The organism is Leptolyngbya sp. Heron Island J (assembly GCF_000482245.1).
Classification (GTDB): Bacteria; Cyanobacteriota; Cyanobacteriia; order Phormidesmidales; family Phormidesmidaceae; genus Leptothoe.
This window is the reverse complement of record NZ_AWNH01000045.1, coordinates 31,008-52,355: the sequence shown is the minus strand read 5'-3', so window position 1 is coordinate 52,355 and position 21,348 is coordinate 31,008. Positions and strand designations below refer to the sequence as shown.

Annotated in this window: 16 protein-coding genes; 7 read left to right on the top strand and 9 right to left on the bottom strand. The window is 46.8% G+C overall.

Annotated elements, in window-relative coordinates; genetic code table 11:
* Positions 1–146: 146 nt before the first annotated feature.
* Positions 147–2,099, bottom strand: coding sequence for a tetratricopeptide repeat protein (locus tag N836_RS52910; protein ID WP_023072942.1), 1,953 nt, complete (start codon positions 2,097–2,099; stop codon positions 147–149).
* Between the two features lie 181 nt (positions 2,100–2,280).
* Between N836_RS52910 and N836_RS52905 the strand changes: the two genes are divergently transcribed.
* The gene (locus tag N836_RS52905; protein ID WP_031292782.1) at positions 2,281–3,033 is read left to right on the top strand and encodes a 5-formyltetrahydrofolate cyclo-ligase; all 753 of its coding nucleotides are present in this window, start codon (positions 2,281–2,283) and stop codon (positions 3,031–3,033) included.
* A gap of 60 nt (positions 3,034–3,093) precedes the next feature.
* Entirely contained in the window at positions 3,094–4,080 is a 987-nt protein-coding gene (locus tag N836_RS52900; protein WP_023072940.1) for a glutathione S-transferase family protein, read from the top strand.
* A gap of 44 nt (positions 4,081–4,124) precedes the next feature.
* On the opposite strand, the gene N836_RS52895 is transcribed toward N836_RS52900, so the two are convergent.
* Positions 4,125–4,643, bottom strand: coding sequence for a LabA-like NYN domain-containing protein (locus N836_RS52895; protein ID WP_031292780.1), 519 nt, complete (start codon positions 4,641–4,643; stop codon positions 4,125–4,127).
* A 909-nt stretch (positions 4,644–5,552) separates the two neighbouring features.
* Between N836_RS52895 and N836_RS52890 the strand changes: the two genes are divergently transcribed.
* A complete protein-coding gene (locus N836_RS52890) occupies positions 5,553–7,964 on the top strand; it encodes a serine/threonine-protein kinase (protein ID WP_023072938.1) in 2,412 nt (803 codons plus the stop codon).
* A 97-nt stretch (positions 7,965–8,061) separates the two neighbouring features.
* Here the strand turns inward: N836_RS52890 and N836_RS73340 are convergent, their stop codons facing one another.
* Entirely contained in the window at positions 8,062–9,621 is a 1,560-nt protein-coding gene (locus N836_RS73340; RefSeq protein WP_023072937.1) for a FecR family protein, read from the bottom strand.
* Positions 9,622–10,004: 383 nt separating this feature from the next.
* Here N836_RS73340 and N836_RS52880 point away from each other — a divergent pair, with 383 nt between their 5' ends.
* On the top strand, positions 10,005–11,273 hold the full coding sequence (locus tag N836_RS52880) for a hypothetical protein (protein ID WP_152532141.1): 1,269 nt from the start codon (positions 10,005–10,007) through the stop codon (positions 11,271–11,273).
* Here the strand turns inward: N836_RS52880 and N836_RS52875 are convergent.
* The 4 genes from N836_RS52875 to N836_RS52860 form a co-directional block, all read right to left on the bottom strand.
* Positions 11,270–12,337 (bottom strand): 3-deoxy-7-phosphoheptulonate synthase, encoded by a 1,068-nt coding sequence (locus tag N836_RS52875; protein ID WP_023072935.1) that lies wholly within the window; start codon positions 12,335–12,337, stop codon positions 11,270–11,272. The two genes, N836_RS52880 and N836_RS52875, sit on opposite strands and share 4 nt — an antisense overlap.
* A 136-nt stretch (positions 12,338–12,473) precedes the next feature.
* A complete protein-coding gene (locus tag N836_RS52870) occupies positions 12,474–12,767 on the bottom strand; it encodes a DUF7734 family protein (protein ID WP_023072934.1) in 294 nt (97 codons plus the stop codon).
* 3 nt (positions 12,768–12,770) lie between these two features.
* Positions 12,771–13,367: a DUF3177 family protein gene (locus N836_RS52865; RefSeq protein ID WP_031292777.1), complete on the bottom strand. Its 597-nt coding sequence runs from the start codon at positions 13,365–13,367 to the stop codon at positions 12,771–12,773.
* A 211-nt stretch (positions 13,368–13,578) separates the two neighbouring features.
* Complete coding sequence (locus N836_RS52860) at positions 13,579–13,803, bottom strand: Calvin cycle protein CP12 (protein WP_023072932.1); 225 nt, start codon at positions 13,801–13,803, stop codon at positions 13,579–13,581.
* Between the two features lie 427 nt (positions 13,804–14,230).
* Here N836_RS52860 and N836_RS52855 point away from each other — a divergent pair, with 427 nt between their 5' ends.
* Positions 14,231–15,460 carry an FIST signal transduction protein gene (locus N836_RS52855; RefSeq protein WP_023072931.1) on the top strand — a complete coding sequence of 410 codons (1,230 nt, stop codon included), beginning with the start codon at positions 14,231–14,233 and terminating at the stop codon, positions 15,458–15,460.
* A 61-nt stretch (positions 15,461–15,521) separates the two neighbouring features.
* Here N836_RS52855 and N836_RS73335 read toward each other — a convergent pair whose 3' ends face one another.
* Positions 15,522–16,085, bottom strand: coding sequence for an anti-sigma factor family protein (locus N836_RS73335; protein ID WP_023072930.1), 564 nt, complete (start codon positions 16,083–16,085; stop codon positions 15,522–15,524).
* A gap of 453 nt (positions 16,086–16,538) precedes the next feature.
* Here N836_RS73335 and N836_RS52850 point away from each other — a divergent pair, with 453 nt between their 5' ends.
* Positions 16,539–16,985: a hypothetical protein gene (locus tag N836_RS52850; protein ID WP_023072929.1), complete on the top strand. Its 447-nt coding sequence runs from the start codon at positions 16,539–16,541 to the stop codon at positions 16,983–16,985.
* Positions 16,986–17,067: 82 nt separating this feature from the next.
* Here N836_RS52850 and N836_RS52845 read toward each other — a convergent pair whose 3' ends face one another.
* The gene (locus tag N836_RS52845) at positions 17,068–18,993 is read right to left on the bottom strand and encodes an ABC1 kinase family protein (RefSeq protein WP_023072928.1); all 1,926 of its coding nucleotides are present in this window, start codon (positions 18,991–18,993) and stop codon (positions 17,068–17,070) included.
* A gap of 473 nt (positions 18,994–19,466) precedes the next feature.
* On the opposite strand from N836_RS52845, the gene recN reads away from it, so the two are divergent.
* Positions 19,467–21,182, top strand: coding sequence for a DNA repair protein RecN (gene recN / locus N836_RS52840; RefSeq protein ID WP_031292775.1), 1,716 nt, complete (start codon positions 19,467–19,469; stop codon positions 21,180–21,182).
* Positions 21,183–21,348 lie beyond the last annotated feature (166 nt).

Below are 21,348 nucleotides of genomic sequence, written 5' to 3'. Positions count from 1 at the left end.
CAAAGTTGTACTCTTGCCCTCGCTACTAGCGGGGGCTTCTTTGTACATCAAGGGAAGGTTGGTTAGGACAAAGCCCTGAGACTTCGGTAGTTAAAGTGTTTTTCTCACTCGTCCGTCCTCATGCTTCTGGTTTTCGCGATAGCTGTTTAGCGCTGTCCAAAGCCTAGTTGTCGTAGCAATGGATGCTCTTTCACCATTGGTAAAACTTCTTGAAACCAGAGGCGAGCCATGTCTTCTTGTCCTTGTAGCATCAGTAGACGACTGCGAGTTAACATGAGACTTACTAGGCTGTCTTCGGTAAAACTAGATTGCTGCAGTAGCTGATTGAGAACGGTTTCGGCGGCATCTAAATTCTCTTCTTGTAAGTAGAGCTGAGTCAATGCAATCCGACTATCTACATCCTCGGGATACTCGTCAATAATTTGCTGGGTTAACTGACGTGACTCAGTCAATCGTTCTTGGTGGGTATAGGCTAACGCTAAGTTATTCAGCAATATGGGATTGTGAGGCTCTATTGCTAAAGCTTGCTGCAAATATGCTTCTGCCGTTTCTGCTGCCTTAGGTGATTCCAGAGCAATCTTCTTTAAAGCCTTATCTAATAGCGCCTGTGTGTCCGATGATTGTACGGCAGCTGGTTCTGGCACAATTTCATAGTTTGCCAGGGGTAGTCTCTCCTGCCATTTGCCATTTAGCCATAGCTGTGTGATCGTTAGTTGCTGGTGACGGTCCAGGTAAGATGCTATGTGATAGCGCTGTGACTCACTGCCGTGGGTACTGCCAGCAAATGTGTTGAGTGCTGCTAGATGCTCAGCATTGGGGTGGCTTTTGGCGATCGCTATGGCAAGCATACGGGCTCTAGGACTACCTCGCTTCAGCCATACTGGTACGAGTTGACTAATGAACGGATGAGTCTCCAGGAGCGTATTCACCGCTGTTACTAAAGCTGGCTGGGGGGTGCGATCGGGAGTCAGGGCAAACGCTACCTGACGTAGATCTTGATACACACTAGTTGCTACCCAGCTATTGAGTTCAAATGGCCATGGGCCTTCTTTAAAGGTGGGTGTCATATCAAAATCATCCAGATTTTCTTTGGCTATGGCCATATCTGGGGATAGCTCTAGGGCTAACTGCCAGTGTTTTCTGGCGGTTGCTAGGTCTCCCTGCCGTACTAGAGCGACAGCCACTAAATGGTGAAAAAGTCCTGATACTACCGGTTGGTTATTTTTTTCGGGTACTGGCGGCACGCTAGCCAACAGGTTCAAAATTCCGGCCATATCATCCAGATAGGCCAGTGCTTTGGCTTGACGAGTCATTTCATCAGGGTCAAGGCTAGAGTTTGCTAGCAATGGAGCTTTATGGGGTTCAGCTGCAGCAAAGTTGCCGCGAAAACAGAAGCACTGGATCAGATCAGCCCGTAGAGAAATACTCTCTGGGTGTTGCTCTAGAGCTGTTTGGAAGGTTGCGATCGCAGTCTCATACTGATTGTTGGCTACATATGCCCAAGCCAAACTGTTGTAAGCATGCACAAAATCAGGACGCTGTTGAATCAGAGACTGGGCTGTATCAATTGCTTTTTGAGCTTGGCCAGTGGTTGTGTAGGCTCGAGTTTGCTCATGGAGAATCCCTAAATCCCAATCATCTGGATAGCTCAGTCCCAATTCCTCCAATACTACAGGTAAATTAGGCTCAATCATTGCCAGATGTTCTTTGGCCTCAGCGCTGCTCTCATAATCTGGCCAGCGCTCAATTGCATAGCGATATTGTTGTACTCCTAGCAACGGATAGTAATTCAGCATGTAGGCATAACCCAACAAGAAATTAACCCGTGCATCGTTAGGCTTTATCGCTAAAAACTCTTCACAGGTGGCCTGATGCCGATGTAGCTGGCCCATCTCGTCATACACTTCCAACAAATGCGTTAACACATCCAAGTCCTTGGGATGAGAGCTTTTTAAGCGCGTGAGGAGAGAATGTGCATCTGTCCACTGTTCCCGACGGATCAGAGCCTTCGCATGGGCCAGTTCAGTGGTCAACGATTGGTTGCCAAACCCACGGCTGAATCCAGCCTGCTTCTTTTTCTTCTTTGTTTGCTTTGCCATCGGAAATTCCCAGTAGATGTATTCACCTTAGATTCCAGTGGCATGACTCAGCCCAAAGGTTTAGAAAACATTCAGCAAGTGGTTGCAGTTGGCTATGGGTTTGAGATCAGCCAAAATTGATGCGGAGACAAAAGTGTTAAACTCAACTCCCGTCTGTGCCTATCCTGCAAACGTAATTTCCATGTCCAACTCAACCTGGTCCGGTCGCCATACTGGCAAAGATGCCCTCCGCCAGAGGATTTGGTCTACCCTGAAGGCCCACAAGGCGACCCGGCGTGATCCAGTTGGTCACATTCCTAACTTTCTGGGGGCTGAGGTGGCTGCCGCTCGACTTGCGGAAACTAGCCTTTGGCAACGGGCTCAGGTGATCAAGTGCAACCCTGACTCACCCCATACAGCTGTGCGGTTGAAGGCTTTAGTAGATGGCAAAACCCTATATATGGCCGTTCCTCGACTGTTTCGCAAAAAGTGTTTTGTGGAATTAACAGCGACGGCCCTTGAACAAAAAGGTGTGGCCCTAAAAGAGGCCGCTTCTATGGGCGGTGCTATGAGCCATGGACGCTTGATGACGTATGCCGAAATGCAGGCCATTGAGCTAGTGGTGGTGGGGTGTGTAGCTGTGACTCTAAATGGTGGTCGTACCGGTAAAGGGGCCGGTTTTGCTGATTTGGAACTAGCTATGCTACGAGAGTGTGACCTGATTGCAGAAGATACCCCCATTGTGACCACTGTCCATGATTTACAGGTCGTTGATACAGCATTACTACCGATGCAGCCCCACGACTGGGGGTTGGATTTGATTGTCACCCCCACACGTTGTTTGGCTACTGACAATAACCATCCCAAACCTCAAGGGTTAGATTGGGATAGTATTCAACCGGACCAAATTGCCAATATCCCGATTCTGCGGGCTTGGTCGAAACGGCGTAGTTAGGCCTCAAGATATAACTATGGTGGGTATTGCTCACCCATCCTCTCCATCGTCCATAATTCCATGGCTCTTCCTCCCACTCTACTCATCCGCACTGCCAAGACTATTTGGACTACCCTTTGGCGCATGATGATGTCTCAGATGGCACCGAGTGATCGGACAGGGGCGTATCAGCGACCGAACAGTGGATTTTGCGATCGCATCCCCTCCGAGAAGTTTCCAGCTACGGCTCAACGCTATCGTTTGATCGTCGGCATGGGTTGCCCATGGGCTCATCGTACCCTGATTGTTCGGGCTCTTAAAGGATTAGACACGATTATCCCGATCACTGTTGTTTCCCCCTCAGGGGATGAAGGATGCTGGGTATTTGATCATCCCTCTGCAATAGAGTCCTTGAATTGTCGTACCATGCCTCAGTTTTACGCTAAAGCCCAGCCAGGATACCAGGGGCGAGCTACGGTTCCCGTTCTTTGGGACAGCCAGACAAACACAATTATCAACAACGAGAGTGCAGAAATTATCGAAATCCTAAATAACGCATTTAACGATTGGGCAACTCAACCTGAGCTAGACCTGTACCCTGCTAAGTTGCAAGGTGACATCAATGTCTGGAATGAACGCATTTATGCCACCGTCAATAACGGTGTTTACCGGTGTGGATTTGCTCAAACCCAGGTGGCCTATGAAGCAGCCTGCAATGAAGTGTTTGAGACATTAGATGTAATCGATGATACATTGGCGAGCCAGCGCTACCTTTGTGGCAATCGATTGACGCTGGCCGATGTTCGTTTATTCACGACCTTGATTCGTTTTGATGTAGCTTATTACGGTTTATTTAAGTGTAACCGTCGTCGTATTGCTGACTATGAGCATCTTAGTGGCTATGTGCGGGACATTTATCAGCTATCCAATATTGCAGCCACCTGTGACGTTGAGGCCATCAAACGGGATTACTTTGGTAATCTGTTTCCACTAAATCCAGGAGGAATTATCCCTGTAGGGCCAGACCTTGTAGCCCTGAAGGCTCCACACGGTCGTGAACAACTCTGATGGCCAGCGTTGTGCTTTAAAGTTAAAGTGTTAAAATTAAGGTGTTAATCCTTTTCTATATAATTTCTAACTGAATTTAGATCGATATAGCGATCCGTAGCATTTCGTAATTCTCGCGCAATCATACCTTCCGTAGATACTACGGTAATGTGCGTATTTTTAGACCGCAGCAATTCGATAGCCCGTTCAAAATCTCCATCACCACTGAAGAGGACGACTCGATCATATTGTGCGGCTGTATTAAACATATCAACAACGATTTCAATATCTAGGTTCGCTTTTTGCGAATAGCGTCCAGAGTTGTCGTCGTAATACTCTTTCAAAATTTTTGTACGTACCGTATACCCGAGGCTAATCAGGGCATCACGAAAACCACGCTGATCCTGCGGATCTTTGAGTCCCGTATACCAAAAAGCGTTGATTAAAGTCGAGGGGACTGTTTCGTTTGTAAAGTATTCAAGAACACGCTTAGGGTCAAAAAACCAGCCGTTTTTTTGCTGGGCGTAAAACATATTATTCCCGTCTACAAATATAGAAAGTCGGCTTAGCGGTTGCGTATGCATAGAAGTAAAACAATAACAATAACTGGAAACTCAATAGCTGTAGCCGAGGATCAAACAATCGGAATAGCTACTTAGAAATAGTCCAGAAGCTAATATAAGAAGAGCAACTACAAGCTTTGATTTCGTCATCAATCGCCTGTACGTAACCAACGATGTAAGAAAATATACAGGCCACTAATTCATGATAGATAACTAAAACCAACTCATGTAGGGTTTGTGGGTGACGATATATAAATAATCAAAAATCAAAATTTAGATGGGCTTGACTGTTTCAACTTAAATTGATTAGTCGACTAGACGTTCATCACCTGCCTCGTATATGTAGAACACTCATAAAAATTCATAGAGCTTTGTATCCATACCTTTTCATTTAGAATGCTCAATTTCAGCACATAAACGCGCTTTGTTGTACGGACAACTGATTCGGCGAACCACAATGACTATCTAAGAAAGCTTCGTAACCTAGACTGGTCATGTATCGAACATATTGAAACTTACATTTACAACCTCTGTGCAGAAAGGGCAGGTTACTACTATAAGGCAGATCTGACTATCGTGTGGATGCCTCTTTACCTTCCTCTAGCTGCGCTCAAGCCTATTAAATCCATAGCCCACTTAAAATAGAACTGACACCTACCTGTAGGGTGTTTCAGATAGCCTATCGACGGCTTCCAGGAACCACAGATATAGACTGCTTATAAAGGCTTCAAGCTATCATAGTGTTAGATTTCTGAGCTAAGACCGTATTACTATCCCACAGTTTATGTAATTTTATACACTGCATTTTATAAATACTGAAAATATTCAGATTAAGTGGCTGCTGAGGGCAGAATCAAGTTTTATTTTTATACAGGGTGCATCATCTTTTGTGTTGATTTGTACAGTATCTAGATATTTGCTTTTATACGGATGAAACAAGATGGAGCAGACATCACGGCTACGCTGACATCCCAAGATCGTCTGCGTAGATTTATGCCGAAGATACATCTTGCGCGACGATGGCGAGCTTGTCTAAATATTGTACTGATTGGTTCAACTGCGTTAGTCACAGGTTGCAATTTGAATATCGTCCGTTCATTGGAGCATCAAGGTCAGGCTCTAATGTGGGAAATTCGAGGAGTGATGCCAGCACCCGAAGATATCGTTATCTTGGCCATTGATGAAGAATCTCTATCCCAAGGGCAACATTATTTAGATCAGCCTGAGTCATACCCCGAATTGGCCGCCATTAGTTCATGGCCATGGCCACGCTCGACCTATGCCTTCGCTGTGCAAAAGCTTGTGGATGCGGGAGCAGATGCGATCGCACTAGACATCGTTTTTGCCCAACCCAGTAGCTATGGTCCAGAGGATGACAGAATCTTTGCTGAAGTCCTAGCCAAACAAGGCTCACAAGTGGTTTTGGCTGCACAGTATGGCGATATTGATTTGAGGCAAGGTTCGTTATTGCAGCCGACACTCCCCTTACCTGAATTTCGTGAGCTACCAGTTCAAGTCGGAGCCATTAACTTTCCCATTGAGCCCAATGGCAAAATTCATCGTATTAGTCGGGAATTTTTGAAGACCCTTGAAGTCCTGGAAGCCAATCTCTTAGGGGAAGAACTTACCGTAAACGACAGTGCCGAACCTGATGTGTTGAGTTTTCCTGAAGCAACCCTTGAAGCTGCCGAAATTACGGACTACAGAAATAGCGGCGATCACATATTCTTCCATGGACCTGCCAAAACTTTTCAGCATGTCCCTTTTTGGTACATTTTGGATGATGAGCTTTGGAAAACTCAGCTGGATAATGGTCGGTTTTTTGAGAATAAGATTGTTCTAGTTGGTTCTACTGCCTCACTGCATCAAGACTTTCATGCAGCTCCATTTTCTAAAAGTTTATTATACCCAACTCCCATGGCCGGGGTGGAAATCTTAGCGAATACTGTTGCAACACTTCGCGATGATCTAGCACTTTATTCTGTTGCTCAAAAACCCTGGTTAAGTGCTCTGATCGTCACTGTTTGGCTAGGAGGGATGGCAGCTGTTATCAGTAAAATCTCCTCTCAAACCCCCTTTCGTCGTCTAATAGTTGCCGCAGTTGCAGGTATTGCCTGGGGGGTAGTTAGTTTTGTTATTTTTACGACAGGGGGGCTGATTATTCCTATCGCAATACCTGTTGTAGGTGTATTAGGTTTTGCAACGGCAGACTTTGTGATTGGGTTCTTTAGTGAACAACTGCATAAAAAGACATTACGCAGTACACTGGCACGCTATGTGACATCTCCCATTGTGCAAGAGATTATTAGTCAACAGGATGACTTTAAAGATTTGCTCACAACCCATGAGAGTAAAATGATCGGCACTCTCCTGAGCGATCGCTATCGAATTACTAAAATTTTAGGCGCAGGGGGATTTGGCGATACTTATCTGGCCCAGGATATGCAGCGGCCCGGCTGTCCTATCTGTGTCGTTAAACAATTAAAAATTGTCAGTGATAATCCTCGAGCACATCAGCTAGCCCAGCGTTTATTCGCATCAGAAGCAGCCACTTTGGAGCGGTTAGGTGAGCATGATCAAATTCCACGTCTACTAGCGTATTTTGAAGTTAACTATTCCTTCTATCTGGTGCAAGAGATGATTGAAGGAACATTACTTAAGGACGTGCTGGACCCGCAGCAGCCAATGTCACAACGGGCCGCCGCACAATTTTTACTCGATCTTTTACCGGTAATTCAAGCCGTCCACGAGCAAGGTGTGATTCACCGAGATATCAAGCCATCCAACATTATTGCTCGCCATAGTGATAGTCGCTATGTGCTAATCGACTTTGGTGCCGTAAAGCAAATTTCCAATCAATTAACAGATACCAATGCCCGCATTACTTCGACCGTTGGCATTGGTACCCAGGGGTACATGCCCAGTGAACAATCTGCGGGGCTACCTAACTTTAGTAGCGATCTATATGCCCTTGGAATTACTGCTATCGAAGCGCTTACTGGGTTGCCTCCCCACACTCTTCAACGAAACTCTCACGGCGAGATACTGTGGACTGATAAAATACCTAACTTGGAGCCCGGTTTGGCTAAAGTCATTGAGAAAATGGTGCGCTATGATTTTAACCAGCGCTACTCAACTGCAAAAGCCGTGCTTAAAGATCTGCGGCAGTTAAAAATAGAGGGGTTGTCAGAAGAGTCTCCCGATAAAGAGTTGCCTGCAATAGAACCAGTGAATAATACAGACGCTAAAGTGTCGACAGTGATATTGCCGACGGATTGGGATAAGAATTATAAACCACCAGATGCTACCACGGCCCTGGATAATAAAGAGAACGAATCCTAATCTGCAAAGGTTAGCTCCACAGCTCCTTTCAGGTGAGCAAGCAGTTCTGGGCTAAGTGTTTGCTAGAAGTCTGAACTGAGTGATGGCTGTTGCTAAGCTAATTTAATCCAGGAAATACAGCTTCGGGATTATTCGCTCCGTCTGGTGGTTGCTGCTGAGCCCAATCAAATGAACCATCTGGAGGAATTTCACGGTCTGGCACCTGATCCGCTTCAGGAACTACATTGGGTGGCGGCTCATTGGGTGTAATATCTGGGTTGGGTTGAGCAATGGGTGGGGGTGTTGTAGGTACAACGTCTTGATCAGCCGCAATTGGTGTGGGGCCTGCTCCAGGATTCGGTGTCTCGTTAGGTATGTTGGGTGTTTCGGGAACAGTTGGATTTGGTGTAACCGTAGGTGGCGCTACAGGTTCAGGTGGAACAGTAGGAGCCAATTCCCCTCCTGGTTTAGTGATGGGGTCAACTGGATTAGCAATAGGGTCAACTGGATTAGTAACCACTGGAGTTGGATCAACCACAGGTTCTGATGGCACTTCAGGTACTACAGGTCTGGGTTCCACGGTGACAACTGGAGGCTGTTCAACAGCAGATGGTTGAGCAGGCTGCCCTACAGGCGAATCTGTGCTCAGGGCATTTCTAACTCTAGAGCTGGTTACGGGGACCACTGAGCCGTCTTCAGTACTACTACTACCTACTATTTCAGCCGAGGTTGGATATGTCTGCACCGGTTGGGATGTGGCAACTTGTTCTTCGGTATTCTGGTTGTGGAACATCGCTGCCGGTGATGCGTCAAAATTAGGGAACTCTGAAAAGATAAACTCGTTCAACCCATCTACATCAGCAGCACTAACAATTCCTGGGGCAACAAAACCTGGATTTACTACCACTGTTTCCGCTGAGTCGCCTTGATCAAAGTCGCCTTGAAGCTCAAGGGCATCTTGAATTTCCTGCCAGACGCCCTGAAGGTCTTCAGATAAGGTTTCAGGTGGGGTTGGGCTGTCTAGCTGTAAACCTTCAACTAAGCCGCTGGTTTGATAAAACGTTCTCAGATCAAACTCGTGTCGCTGGGTAATGGTGTCCCCTTCAATGACAATCATTTGTCCAGCATAGATGGAGTGTTGCTGTGAACCGCTCTCGTTGTAAGCAATCATTGGCCCAGCTGGATTATTCGTCAGAGCACCAACTAGGGTCACCGGCGATGAGCAATAACCTTCAGCAGTCAGGTCAGCCAGGCAACGAACTCGAACGAACAATGCAGAGCCTTGAATTCCTGTAACGGCGTTGGGTGTCTGTATGGTGGTACGGCCACGACCGGGGGGAATCAATAGTAAGACAGTCCCGTTGGAAAGTTGAAAATTGCGAGTGTCAGGAGTGAAGCGAAAAGTAGCTTGTTCGCCGACCCGTGCTAAGGAGCCATCATTAAAGCGAAGTTCAGCCCGTGATGATAAAGCTGTACGTAGGGCATCACCGACGTTCAGCACGTCTTCAACTCTGGCTAATCGTGCTGAACGATTGCTGGGGATAAGATGAACCCGATTACGCAAGCGCTCGACTCTAGCCCAAGTAAGTGACGTTTGAGCAAAAGCCACACTGGGAACGCCAAATACAAATGCAGCACCCAGTAGAAGGGAATACCAGCGAGCAGAAACTTTGCACATAGTAAGGCAGGGGCTAATGGGCAGAAGTACTGGGCAATGCACCGAGCAGGTACTTTTACTCTGCTCCATTAGTAATAGTACCTAACTTTCTGGGGTGATGGCCATAGTTCTATTTACCCTTTCTTTAAAGAAAGCCTCAAATCTTGTAATTTACTTAGTCTTTTTCCTGAACATTCAGTATTTTCTTACGTCTGGGCAATATGTTTCAGTACTTAAGCTGCAGTCGTTAGACCCAAACCACTAATCGAGTGGTTCCTATGAACTATAGTGACAAATGCGTGTTTTTTGGGGCACAACAGTTGGTTAGCACTGTCTCGTGTGCTGGATGATGGCAGATGGATAAGCGGGCTAATACTTGCTATGGAACATAAATGATGGGGCTGTTGTCTAGGCAATTGGCAGGTATCCGAGTTTTGGCCCTGTGTTTGGGCAGCTGGGGATTGCTGGGCTACGGCGTTAATGCTCAGAATGAAGTGATTGGGGTCGCAGATGTTGCTGACCGCTCCAATGCGATGGCTTTGGTAAAAGGTGCCAAGACTTCACATCAGCTCGATATTTCAGCCCAGTTAATACCTGCATCTGCTCACTCAGATTCCTTAGGTAAGGAGGATGCAGAGTCTTCTACGCAGTGGGACTGTGCATCACCTCTACTAGCGTCATCGTCTGTACTCTGTCGGTATTGGTCGCGATATCTTGATGAATCTTTACAGGTGTTGGCTGATAATCATGGCGATGGCAGCCTTAGTGAGGAGGCTGATGATAATGAGCCGCTAGAGTCGGAGCATGAGCAGCAAACTGATGACGATAGTGACGATAGTGATGTAATCGATGATGAGCTAGGGATTTTGCGATTGAGATCGCAACCCATCGGTATTGATAGCGAACTCGGCGTATTACGTATTCGCCCGACAGAAGATGTGCCTCTGGAGGTAGAGCCGGAGCCAACCCGTCAAACCACCGTCTTTTTAACTGGACGCGGCAATATTTATGGGGGGAACAACCTGTTTCGTACCCCTGATCCCATTGACGATCGTATTTACCAAACAGGTATTGGCATTTTTGCCTTTCCTCGTATTTCTGACACCACCAATTTAGTTCTGAGCGCTGAAGCTAATTTGGCTCGATACGAAGATTTATCTGTAGTTGATTACAACGAACTACAGTTCCAGGCCGGTATTCGTCAGCGCTTGGGTCAGCGTAGCTACGGTCAAATTAACTGGCGCTACCAGAACCTCAGTACACCTGGTAGCGACTCCTTTTTTACGGCTGACTACATTGAACTGCTACTGAGCCGTCGTGACATTCTAAACAACCGCACTTGGCTAGATACCTACTATCAGGCACGTTTAAGCTACAGCGATCCAGAAGAGTTTAGCCGGTTTAGCCAGATTGCCACAGGTTCTTTGAATTATGGATTTGATCCTCAAACCCGCGTTAGCCTTCTTTACCAGCTGTTTCTAGACGATTACACTGAAACAGCTCGCCATGACACGTACCATCAAGTGCTTGCCCAGTTCAGCCACGATCTGTCTAGCACTACCCGTGTTAGTCTTTTTACCGGATTTCGATTTGGTCGTTCGTCTCGCTCAAACGTTAATTTTGACGACACGATTTATGGAGTCAGCATTAATATCACCCTGCCACTTTTCTAAAGAGATGCGGTTGACAAATGAGGTTCTACTGCGGCTGCCAGCTGTTCTAGCATGCCTTGGGTAGTTTCAAAATCAACACAGGCATCGGTAATGCTCTGACCATAAACAAGCTCATCTAAGTTCTCGGGAATTGACTGTCGACCAGCTTTGATGTGACTTTCAATCATTATCCCGAGAATATGGCGAGAACCTGTCTTTAGCTGTTCCGCTATGTTGGTGAGTACTACAGCCTGTTGCTGATGCTGTTTATTGGCATTTGCATGACTACAGTCCACCATCAAACGAGGATTGAGACCGGCTTGAGCCAGCTGCTCTACAGCTTGTTCAACGTTTTGCAGATTGTAGTTAGGACCATTTTTCCCGCCACGCAGCACTAAATGTCCGTCTGGATTACCAGTCGTTGCAACAATGCTGGCCAATCCACTGTGGTTGATTCCCAGAAAATGATGGGCACGGCTTGCGGCCATCATGGCATTGGTGGCTGCCTGTAAACTGCCATCAGTATTGTTCTTGAAACCAATGGGCATCGATAGACCGGATGCCATTTCTCGATGGGTTTGACTTTCAGTGGTTCTGGCTCCGATGGCTGTCCAGGAAATGACGTCAGCAATATATTGAGGAGTGATTGGGTCCAAAAGTTCTGTGGCGGCTGGTAAACCCATTTCAGCTAAATCAATTAAGAGCTGACGCGCTAACCGCAGCCCCTGGTTAATGTCATAGCTGCCATCGAGGTGAGGATCGTTGATCAGACCTTTCCAGCCAATATTGGTGCGGGGTTTTTCAAAGTAGACCCGCATGACAATTTCTAGTTGGTCGGCTAGGGCATGTCGTAGTTTCACAAGTCGCCGACCGTAATCGTGGGCTGCTTCAACATCATGCACAGAGCAGGGGCCGACGATTACCAGCAGACGACGATCCTCGTTGTAGAGAATGTTGCGGATGCGATCTCGAGTTCCAGCCACCAGGGCTGCCGCCGATTGGGTTAAAGGCAGTTCCGCATGAAGCAGAGCGGGACTGATCAGTGGTCGAGTTTCAACCACATGTAAATCTTGCGTTTGATGCATAACAGAGGAAAAATCGCGCTTTAGAGCTATCAATATGTCAAACCTGCAGAGGAGACCATTTGCAAGAATGCTCTAGGGTATCGTAGCTGGTATCCATTGTGACAGGTCTTGAACGTAACGCGTGTAGACTGGAGAACTAGTTAGGAGTTAACCGTTGTGAAAACTCTGCCCAGCTTAGCTGTCGTTCAATGTAATTAGGCTGCTCTGGCTGGTAAGGACCTAGTAAACGATCGATGCCAGTAATTACTGCACTATCAGGTAACACAGGCACATCAGGATCTGAAGATGTTGGTCGCATCAAAGAACTAGAGAATCCTCTAAATATTAAGACTTCATCTAATTCTCCATTCACCTCAGCAGCTACTAGCAAAACCTCTTGTGGATGCTGAAGCGTGTACTGTTCAAGCTGCTTTTCAATTGAAATTGTCATAACCTACTGATTTAAGGCTGACCGTCCTTGACGCCCTAGTTTGAAAAAGATGAAGTAGCTCAGGGTGAGTATATAGATAATTAAGGCTAAAATTGCCCAAAATCCGAGAAACCCAGGTGTAAAACCAGCATGAAAGGACTGTCTAAACAATTTTGGGGCCTCTAACCAAACCTGACAGCTATCACTGGCAAAGGCTGTCCGGGCAAACCCACAGCGCAGAAATGGCAGTTGAAACAGTACTCCTGCACCACAATAAAACGTTAATGCCCAACGCCAGGCTGTAAATATAAGCTTAAGCCAGGAAAATGGCTGTTCCCGAATTTCCTCATTAAGATCAGCCCAAAACCACAGTGATATGGGCATCATGACCCGTGCCATGGCAGCCGTTAAAAAACTAAAGGGCAGACCAGCAATCATCAGATATACAGTGATCGCTAGGAGACTGGAAACCTTCCAATAAATCACTAGCAGCTGCTGTATTACCTCTGCTTGGGCTACCAGTGCCCACACCAAAAGGACCAGCGGCAACAGCACTGTGAAGACTACAGCCAGCCGATAGTCTGTCCAAACTAGTGACTGTAGTAGTGCAGAACTCGGCATAAACATCATGAAGCGTTATCAAAACGCCCTCTAGATTAACATCGTAGAGCCCAAACACAGCAAGTGAGCGTGCCATTATCCAGGCCTGAAACCGCCTATAACTAAGGCCGAGTCCTTAGTGTAAGAAAACTCGGCCTCAATATATCTGAGACAATTACATCTTCAGTGCTAGGGCCATCAATCAGCTTGGTTGGACCAGGCTAGATGGCGCTTAGTCTTCATAGATACGGCATTCATCTGCGTCGGGATTTTCATCGCAGTATGTTTCAAAATTGGTTTTGGGCTTAGAGGCCTCACGCTGGTGTGAAGCTTCAGCCTGAAGTTCTTCCACTGCATCCCACGCAGCTGCACAGGTTTCGGAGTTACCGCCATCAGTGCTGCAGACATCGCGGGCTGCTTTGATCTCTTCAGAAATTTTTTCTTGGATATCGCTCATAGCTTTAAGTTATTTACCTTTACTTTCAACGAAGTATTGAACTTGAAAGTGTGCTTATAGCTGACTTTTCGTGGCCTGCTTGGAGGTCCCCACCAAAAGTAGCATAGCGTTAGAGGTGGTCTACTTTTCTATGGTAGCCTCGGTTTTTTCAAACTAGTTGTATCTAAAGAAGCATTTTGTAATTAATAGAACTGATGCATGCCCAAGGTATGCTTAAAGCCCTGCATCAAATACCCAGATTTATTGGGAAAGACCTACTTGTGGGAGCCACCGATACCTTAGGTATGCTGTCTTAACCCTGGGATTATGATGTTGGGTTTACACAGGGGCCCCTGCTATTAGGTCTTAAGCCTGTATCCCTGGAGCTAGACTGTTACTATCTTTATTTTTTAGAGTATTGAGTTTGCCATCATCGCCACTAAACGCCATGAAATGGGCTAATGCTGTCTCTACCCATCCTTCACTAGAGTTAGCCCTGAGAGAGGTAGTTGAACGGGTATTAACTCAGCTAGAGGCGGCACCTAATTTAGCAATTATCTTTATTTCATCAGCTTTCGCCAGCGAGTATTCCCGAGTCTTACCTTTGTTAAAAGGACCGCTTGGTGGAGCGCATATTATTGGTTGCAGTGGTAGTGGTGTCATTGGTAGAACCGGTGCAGGTCATTTGCTTGAGGTTGAAGAAACTGCAGGGATCAGCCTGACGGTTGCCTGTTTACCCGATGTCAATATACAGGGGTTCCATTTATCCATTGAAGAGTTGCCGGATCTAGACAGTCCCCCGAGTGAATGGACTGAAATCATTGGGGTCTCTCCAGCAGACAAACCTCATTTTTTGCTGATGGCGGACCCGTTTGCTTCCGGTATGAATGATCTATTACAAGGGTTAGACTTTGCCTACCCAGAGTCAATCAAGGTTGGTGGCCTTGCCGGTATTGAGAGTATTAGTCGGAGCTGCGGTTTATTTTGTGGGCAGCAACTATATCGCCAAGGTGTAGTTGGGGTGGCCCTTTCTGGCAACATTGTGATTGATGCCATTGTGGCTCAAGGTTGTCGACCTATTGGTCCAACGTTTCGTGTGGTCGAAGGGGATCGTAATGTGGTTACTAAAGTCGCTGCTCAGGCTTCCCAAGACGAAGCAGATGCTCAAACCCCCCTTGAAGCATTACAAGAGCTGTTCCAGGATTTGGATGAAACGGATCGTCAGCTGGCCCAGGAGTCATTATTTATTGGTTTAGCCCAAAGTAGTTTTAAGCAGGCGTTGGGCCAGGGCGATTTTTTGATTCGTAATTTGGTAGGGGTTGATCCAAAAGTGGGAGCAATTGCTATTGCTGACCGGATTCGCCCAGGCCAACGCATCCAATTTCATTTGCGAGATGCTCATACGGCTAAGGACGAACTGAAAACGCTACTGGAAACCTACCGCCTAGATAATCAAACTCGTGTTTCTCCCGCTGGGGCGCTGTTGTTTGCCTGTAATGGCCGGGGTACTAATTTATTTGATTTACCTAGCTGTGACACTCAGCAGTTTAATCAGCAGCTAGGGCCCATACCTTTGGGTGGGTTCTTTTGCAGTGGTGAAATTGGGCCGGTTGGGAACACAACGTTTTTACATGGATTTACTTCAGTTTTTGGTATTTGCCGGGAGTTAGAACAGTAAAATCCAGACTATCTAATCAGATCAACTTGTTTGTTGAGCGATGCTTCTTGGATGGTAGTGCTCACTTAATGGAGCCTACCGATGGAGCATTCGTGGTGGACGCGAGTTCTATCAAGGTTCCCTGGGGTAAAGATTTGATGAATTGCCAAGCTTCTTTGAGCTGCTGACGTCCGGTGGTAGTACTGAATTGAGTAAAGCCGCCAAGAAGCGCGATCGCAAGGGCACATACCAAAGCCCGATGCAGTGTCCTTGTCGACAACGTTGCCCAAGATTGATGGGATGGGCCAGGTACCTGTAACGGTGGTTGCTCTGGCACAGGCGCTGTGCGAATAGCCTGGCGTAGTCTGAGCAGACGCTGATACATCTGCTGCATATTTGGGTCATACATCAGCCACTGGGCAACCAGTTGCCGTTCCTCAGAGGACACCTCATCATCGATATAAGCGCTTAAAAGCTCAAACCGAACCTCTTCGTCATAACCTGAAGAGGCCGATAATCCTTGATCAGAGGCTGCAACCGATGCCGACTCTTCACAGGTGAGCTCAAGAGGTGGTGACCAACCAGCTAAAGTCTTATGACTATCGGACGAGCTACTTTTATGCGGCTGTGCATTATGGAAAGACATAACGTTTGGAACCCTAATCTACCAGTATCGTAGTCCCTAAAGGCAATTGCCTTGGGGCGTCTACTCGCATGCCTGTTTAGAATACTTCCTACATCCATTAGCGACATGAGGAGGTATTTGGCCAAACAGACCACTTACTTCTAGGAAGAAGTACCTGAAGTAGTGCACTCTATTTACCCAGACGTTGGGCCTAGCAAAAAGTATCCGGAACGCAAAGACTTTTTTGATGGAATTTAAATCATATTTAACTAAAACAGTCCTAGTCATTGACAAAGTTCAATTTGACGAAAATTCTCAGCTAGACATATTGTCTGTTTTGTGAAGCCAGTAATATCAAGATTGTGTTCCTTTATACGGGGTACGTGCGAAATCTTGACGAACCTCCCCGACAGAGCAGATAAAGGGCGTAGGGGGTAAGGGTATACTAGGTTTTAGCCGTTTGCTTATCCAACCATGCAGCACTTGGCCAAGGTTTGCCACACAACGTCTGAGGGCGCGCTTGTTTTACAGTTTCTAGCGCGTCAGCTCGAAGACTATCTTTGGGAACTATCGATCGGGGATCAAGAAATTTTATCTACGCTACCGGTAAATTTTAACGAAGGCACCTTGGTCTTGGTTGAACTTGATGCGTCTAATCAGGTGGTTGAAATCCAAGAAGCAACAGATTGGGTGTTAGATTTAGTTTCTCAGTTTTTGACACAGGGGGTCACTCCCCAGTTCTTTCATCAGGAAGTAGAACGGGCTGAGCAGTGGCGTCAGTCTCTCACTCTGCAGAGTCAAGAAATTAGACGTCGGGCCTTGGAAACCGCGGCCCGACGTGATGAAATTCAAGCGTTAGAAAAAAAGCTGAGGCTAGAGCAAGAAGAACTGGAGCGGCAGAACGAGACACAGTCACCCTAGTTAGAACCCATGGAGCTGATGCTTACGCCCTAAATCAGCTCCCAATATTTTTTATTTCTCTAACGGTTGCAGTTGTCAGATTTTAGGCTGACTTTTGTGCAGACAGTAGCGGCGTATTCACCGCCACTTGGGGGGTGCTGGTGTTGTGGAGAAACAGGGTGCGAAGCAATCTAGCTGCTGCACGCTGAGCCAGGTTGCGAGCGACCCGCTGTCCCATTTGACGAGTTTCTGGTTTGCTGAGCACTTGGGGTACCAGTCTGACAACGGTGCCGCCACTCATGCCTTTGGTTTCTCCCAAAAGGCTCACAATACGACTGATGTGCTCCCATTCTTTACCAGATTGACCTGGGGCAACGGATGCATTGGCTGATTCTTCATTGCTGACAGCTGCTTGCAGCCGTTGAACTAAGCTGTGGCCGAATTGATCCAGACTTTTGGCCAATTCGTCCGCAATGTGATCACGAATATGGTTGCCCCGTTCTGAGAACAGGTAATCAATTGTCTGCTGTAAAACCTTTTCCAGGTCATAGTCTTGACTGGACCGTGCATTGCGCAGTAGATTCTCTAGACGATTCCAGCGGAAATCACCATCTTTGAACAATAGCTCCTGCAGAGACTGGCGTAACTCAGGTGCAGGATCGGTGAGCAGCCGCTTAGCGACATAGGGATAAGCTTTGCTCAGTACCTTAAAGTCCGGATCAACGCTGATAGCAATGCCATCTAAAGTTACTAGAGAACGAATAATCAGTGCATAGTAAGCCGGTACCCGGAACGGATATTCATACATTAGGGCGGAAAATTCATCCGTAATGCTTTTAAGGTTTAGCTCTGCTACTGAAGCGCCTAAAGCATTGTTAAATACAGTAGCCAGCGCTGGAATAATGGGGCTGAGATCCGTTTCTGGGGTAAGAAATTCTAGCTTGACATAATCATTGGCAAGCCCTTCAAAATCACGATTGACCATATGGACAATCGCTTCGATTAGACCGTAGCGCTGATAGCTTTCTACGCTGCACATCATGCCAAAATCTAGATAGGCTAGCTGACCATCGTCGGTTACTAGCAGGTTGCCGGGGTGAGGATCGGCATGAAAGAAGCCATGTTCCAAAAGCTGTCTAAGGGAACATTGCACACCAATTTCAACAATCTCAGTTGCTTTTAGGCCTTTGGCTTCGAGTATTTCCGGTTCGGTGAGCTTAGTGCCATTGATCCACTCCATGGTAAGTACCCGGCGAGCGGTCAGCTCTGTATAAATTTTCGGCACAATAATATTAGGCAGATAGCCGTAGAGAGACTCAAATCGTTGGGCATTTTCCCCTTCGTGGGTATAGTCCATCTCTTCAAAAATGCGAGCACCAAATTCATCCATGATGCTGACTAAATCGCTGCGCACTACGCTGAGGTTGTTACAGGCCCATTGGGCTAATCGTCTCAGTAGATAAATATCACGGGTAATTTGTGCAGTAAGTCCGGGCCGCTGAACTTTGATGGCGACCTCTGCGCCAGTTTTAAGTTTTCCTTTATAGACCTGTCCTAGGGAAGCAGCTGCTACAGGGTTGGGCGAAATTTCTGCGTAGATATCCTGAGGTATTTGCCCCAGGTCTTCTTTAATCAGCCGAAAAGCGATTTCGTTGGAGAATGGAGGGATTTGGTCCTGCAGCTTGACTAACTCTCCCATAAAAGCGGGAGGCACCAAATCGGGGCGTGTTGATAAAGCTTGACCAATTTTGATGTACGCAGGGCCTAGCTTAGTCAGTACTTCGCGCAACTGGATGGCTCGCTTAACCTCATTGGAGGCTTGGCGTCCTGTCTGTCGATCCCACAGCAGATCTAAACTAAATCCAAGGAAGGTCCACACCAGTTCGACTAGGCGTAGAAAAATCTGTAGAGGGCGTGAGCGATAGTAATGTGCGATCGCAGCTGGGTCATAAGTCAGCAACTGATCGACAGACTGTACTGGCGACCCTGAACGGTCATCTAAGCTAGAGAACGTTGGTGCAGCATGCATAGACTCTATCCTTTTGTAATAAGGCTTCTAAATAAGTACGGTCGCAGTATGACTGGACCAGCATTGACGCCTCAATCTAGCATCAAGCATATCTATTGTTAACTATTGTAACAAGTGACTCTCCCTGATCCTCATCAACTATTGTTAATGCCAGCGCTAATGCCAGGATAGGTTGCGCTGTGGAAGAATGACAGTCGCAGAAACCGAAGTCCTTGGCCATAATCCGTCAGATGCCTGTCCATACCACATCCATTTTGCTGATCCTCCCATTGACTAAGCCTATACAAAATTCCATAAAAATTGCTTCAGAGAAGCGCTAGCTGGATATTCCACTTAATTTTCACAGTAAAAAATCCGCAGTAAAATTGATAAGCTCGGCCGCCGAGCAATTCCGTTATTTGGCTATCCTCAACTGTGATCTGCTCTAGTCGTCACACCTATCCACAATTCAATTGGCTCAGGAGGCAATGGCCATGCTAACCTCCTTAAAAATCGATAATTTCACCCTGATCGATCAGCTAGAACTATCGCTAAAGCCTGGCCTCAATGTTCTGACTGGCGAAACAGGAGCTGGTAAATCTATTATTCTTGATGCTATTGATACAGTATTAGGCGGAAAAGCCAGTGGTCGTCTAGTACGCACAGGCGAAAGAAAAGCCCTAATTGAAGCTATATTTCAAGCTCCTGCTCCCGTTGCCGAGTGGTTAACAGCTAACGATATTCCACTCAATGGCGATGGTGTCCGCTGTAGTCGAGAACTAACCACAGGAAGAGGCAGTGTTCGCAGTCGTAGCTGGTTAAATGATGTTGTTGTCAAAAAAAATCAATTAGAAGAGTTGCGTCGTCTTCTAGTAGAAATTACCGCCCAAGGCCAAACTGTGCAGCTCGGTTCCTTGGATGCGCAGCGGGATTGGCTCGATGGATTTGCCGGTAGCCAGCAGTTGCAACAACGTCAGGTAGTAGCTCAGGCCTATACCGCTGCCATTAATGCTAAACAAGCTCTCGATCGCCGACGTCGTGCTGAACAGCAACGGCAGCAACAGCTAGATCTGTTTGAGTATCATGCCCAGGACCTGAGCAGTGCCAACTTAGAAGATCCTGATGAGCTAGATCACTTAAAGCAGGAGCACCAGCGCCTCAGTCACAGTGTGGAATTGCAGAAGCAGAGTTATGACGCTTATCAAATTCTCTACGAAAGTGATGGTAGCTTTGATAGCTGTTCTGACTTATTGGGACGTGTAGAACAGCTACTCAGTTCGATGCAGCGCTTTGACGAGCAAGTGACGCCCATGCTTGATCTAGTGAGTGATGCTTTGGCTCAGGTGGAAGAAGCGGGTCGGCAGATCAATACCTATGGTGAAAATCTGGAAACCGATCCAGTGCGCTTAGCCGATGTTGAGGCTCGCATGAGCTACCTCAAACAGCTATGCCGGAAATATGGCCGTGATTTACCTGAACTCATTGAGTATTATCAAGAAATACAGGTGGCTCTAGATGCCCTTAATGGTGATGGTCAGTCTATTGAGGTCCTAGAATCTACCCACGAGCAGGGCCAAGCCACACTCAATGCTGAATGTCTCAAGCTTACAAAACTTCGAAAAAAAGCAGCTAAACGTTTGGAATCGCAGCTGGTTGAAGAACTTAAGCCCTTGGCTATGGAACGGGTCAAGTTTAAAGCTGAGCTACGGGCGACTACCCCCCAGTCCCATGGTGCCGACGAAGTTGAATTTCTCTTTAGTCCTAATCCAGGCGAGCCCTTAAAGCCCCTGACTGAAACTGCTTCTGGAGGAGAAATGAGTCGATTTCTTCTCGCTTTCAAGGCCTGTTTTACGAAGGTGGATCCCATTGGTACCCTAATTTTCGACGAAATTGATGTAGGCGTCTCAGGACGTGTAGCGCAAACTATTGCAGAAAAGCTCTATCAGCTCAGTCAGCATCGTCAGGTTCTTTGTGTCACCCACCAACCCTTAGTTGCAGCCATGGCGGATGCCCACTTTCATGTGGATAAACAAGTTGTTACTGACGGTAAAAAGAAGGCGAGCGAGCGTACAGTTGTGAGGGTTACGGATCTTGATGCTACGGCTCGCCGAGAAGAACTTGCCCAGCTGGCAGGTGGTCGCTCCCATCAAGAAGGGATTGCATTTGCTGAGTCACTGCTCGCTCAAGCGGCCACTATTCGTGAAAATTAAATACATCTTTGCAGCATACAACTGGTCTGTGTAATGCAGCTACTATAGTTTTGATCGAGGAGTCCAATAGTTTGGATGGGCTATTGAAAAGCCCATTCACTTTAAATACGAACCATGGTTATGGGAGACATCAACCAAGTTGTACTATTTTGAGTACAGTTTACTG

Bases quoted from the DNA above. Each gene is read 5' to 3' on its own strand.
- N836_RS52895 (WP_031292780.1), bottom strand. From the start codon at position 4,643: ATGCATACGCAACCGCTAAGCCGACTTTCTATATTTGTAGACGGGAAT.
- N836_RS52850 (WP_023072929.1), top strand. From the start codon at position 16,539: ATGCAGCACTTGGCCAAGGTTTGCCACACAACGTCTGAGGGCGCGCTT.
- recN (WP_031292775.1), top strand. From the start codon at position 19,467: ATGCTAACCTCCTTAAAAATCGATAATTTCACCCTGATCGATCAGCTA.
- N836_RS52910 (WP_023072942.1), bottom strand. From the start codon at position 2,099: ATGGCAAAGCAAACAAAGAAGAAAAAGAAGCAGGCTGGATTCAGCCGT.
- N836_RS73335 (WP_023072930.1), bottom strand. From the start codon at position 16,085: ATGTCTTTCCATAATGCACAGCCGCATAAAAGTAGCTCGTCCGATAGT.
- N836_RS52870 (WP_023072934.1), bottom strand. From the start codon at position 12,767: ATGACAATTTCAATTGAAAAGCAGCTTGAACAGTACACGCTTCAGCAT.
- N836_RS52845 (WP_023072928.1), bottom strand. From the start codon at position 18,993: ATGCATGCTGCACCAACGTTCTCTAGCTTAGATGACCGTTCAGGGTCG.
- N836_RS52855 (WP_023072931.1), top strand. From the start codon at position 14,231: ATGAAATGGGCTAATGCTGTCTCTACCCATCCTTCACTAGAGTTAGCC.
- N836_RS52860 (WP_023072932.1), bottom strand. From the start codon at position 13,803: ATGAGCGATATCCAAGAAAAAATTTCTGAAGAGATCAAAGCAGCCCGC.
- N836_RS52905 (WP_031292782.1), top strand. From the start codon at position 2,281: ATGTCCAACTCAACCTGGTCCGGTCGCCATACTGGCAAAGATGCCCTC.
- N836_RS52875 (WP_023072935.1), bottom strand. From the start codon at position 12,337: ATGCATCAAACGCAAGATTTACATGTGGTTGAAACTCGACCACTGATC.
- N836_RS52890 (WP_023072938.1), top strand. From the start codon at position 5,553: ATGAAACAAGATGGAGCAGACATCACGGCTACGCTGACATCCCAAGAT.
- N836_RS52900 (WP_023072940.1), top strand. From the start codon at position 3,094: ATGGCTCTTCCTCCCACTCTACTCATCCGCACTGCCAAGACTATTTGG.
- N836_RS73340 (WP_023072937.1), bottom strand. From the start codon at position 9,621: ATGTGCAAAGTTTCTGCTCGCTGGTATTCCCTTCTACTGGGTGCTGCA.
- N836_RS52865 (WP_031292777.1), bottom strand. From the start codon at position 13,367: ATGCCGAGTTCTGCACTACTACAGTCACTAGTTTGGACAGACTATCGG.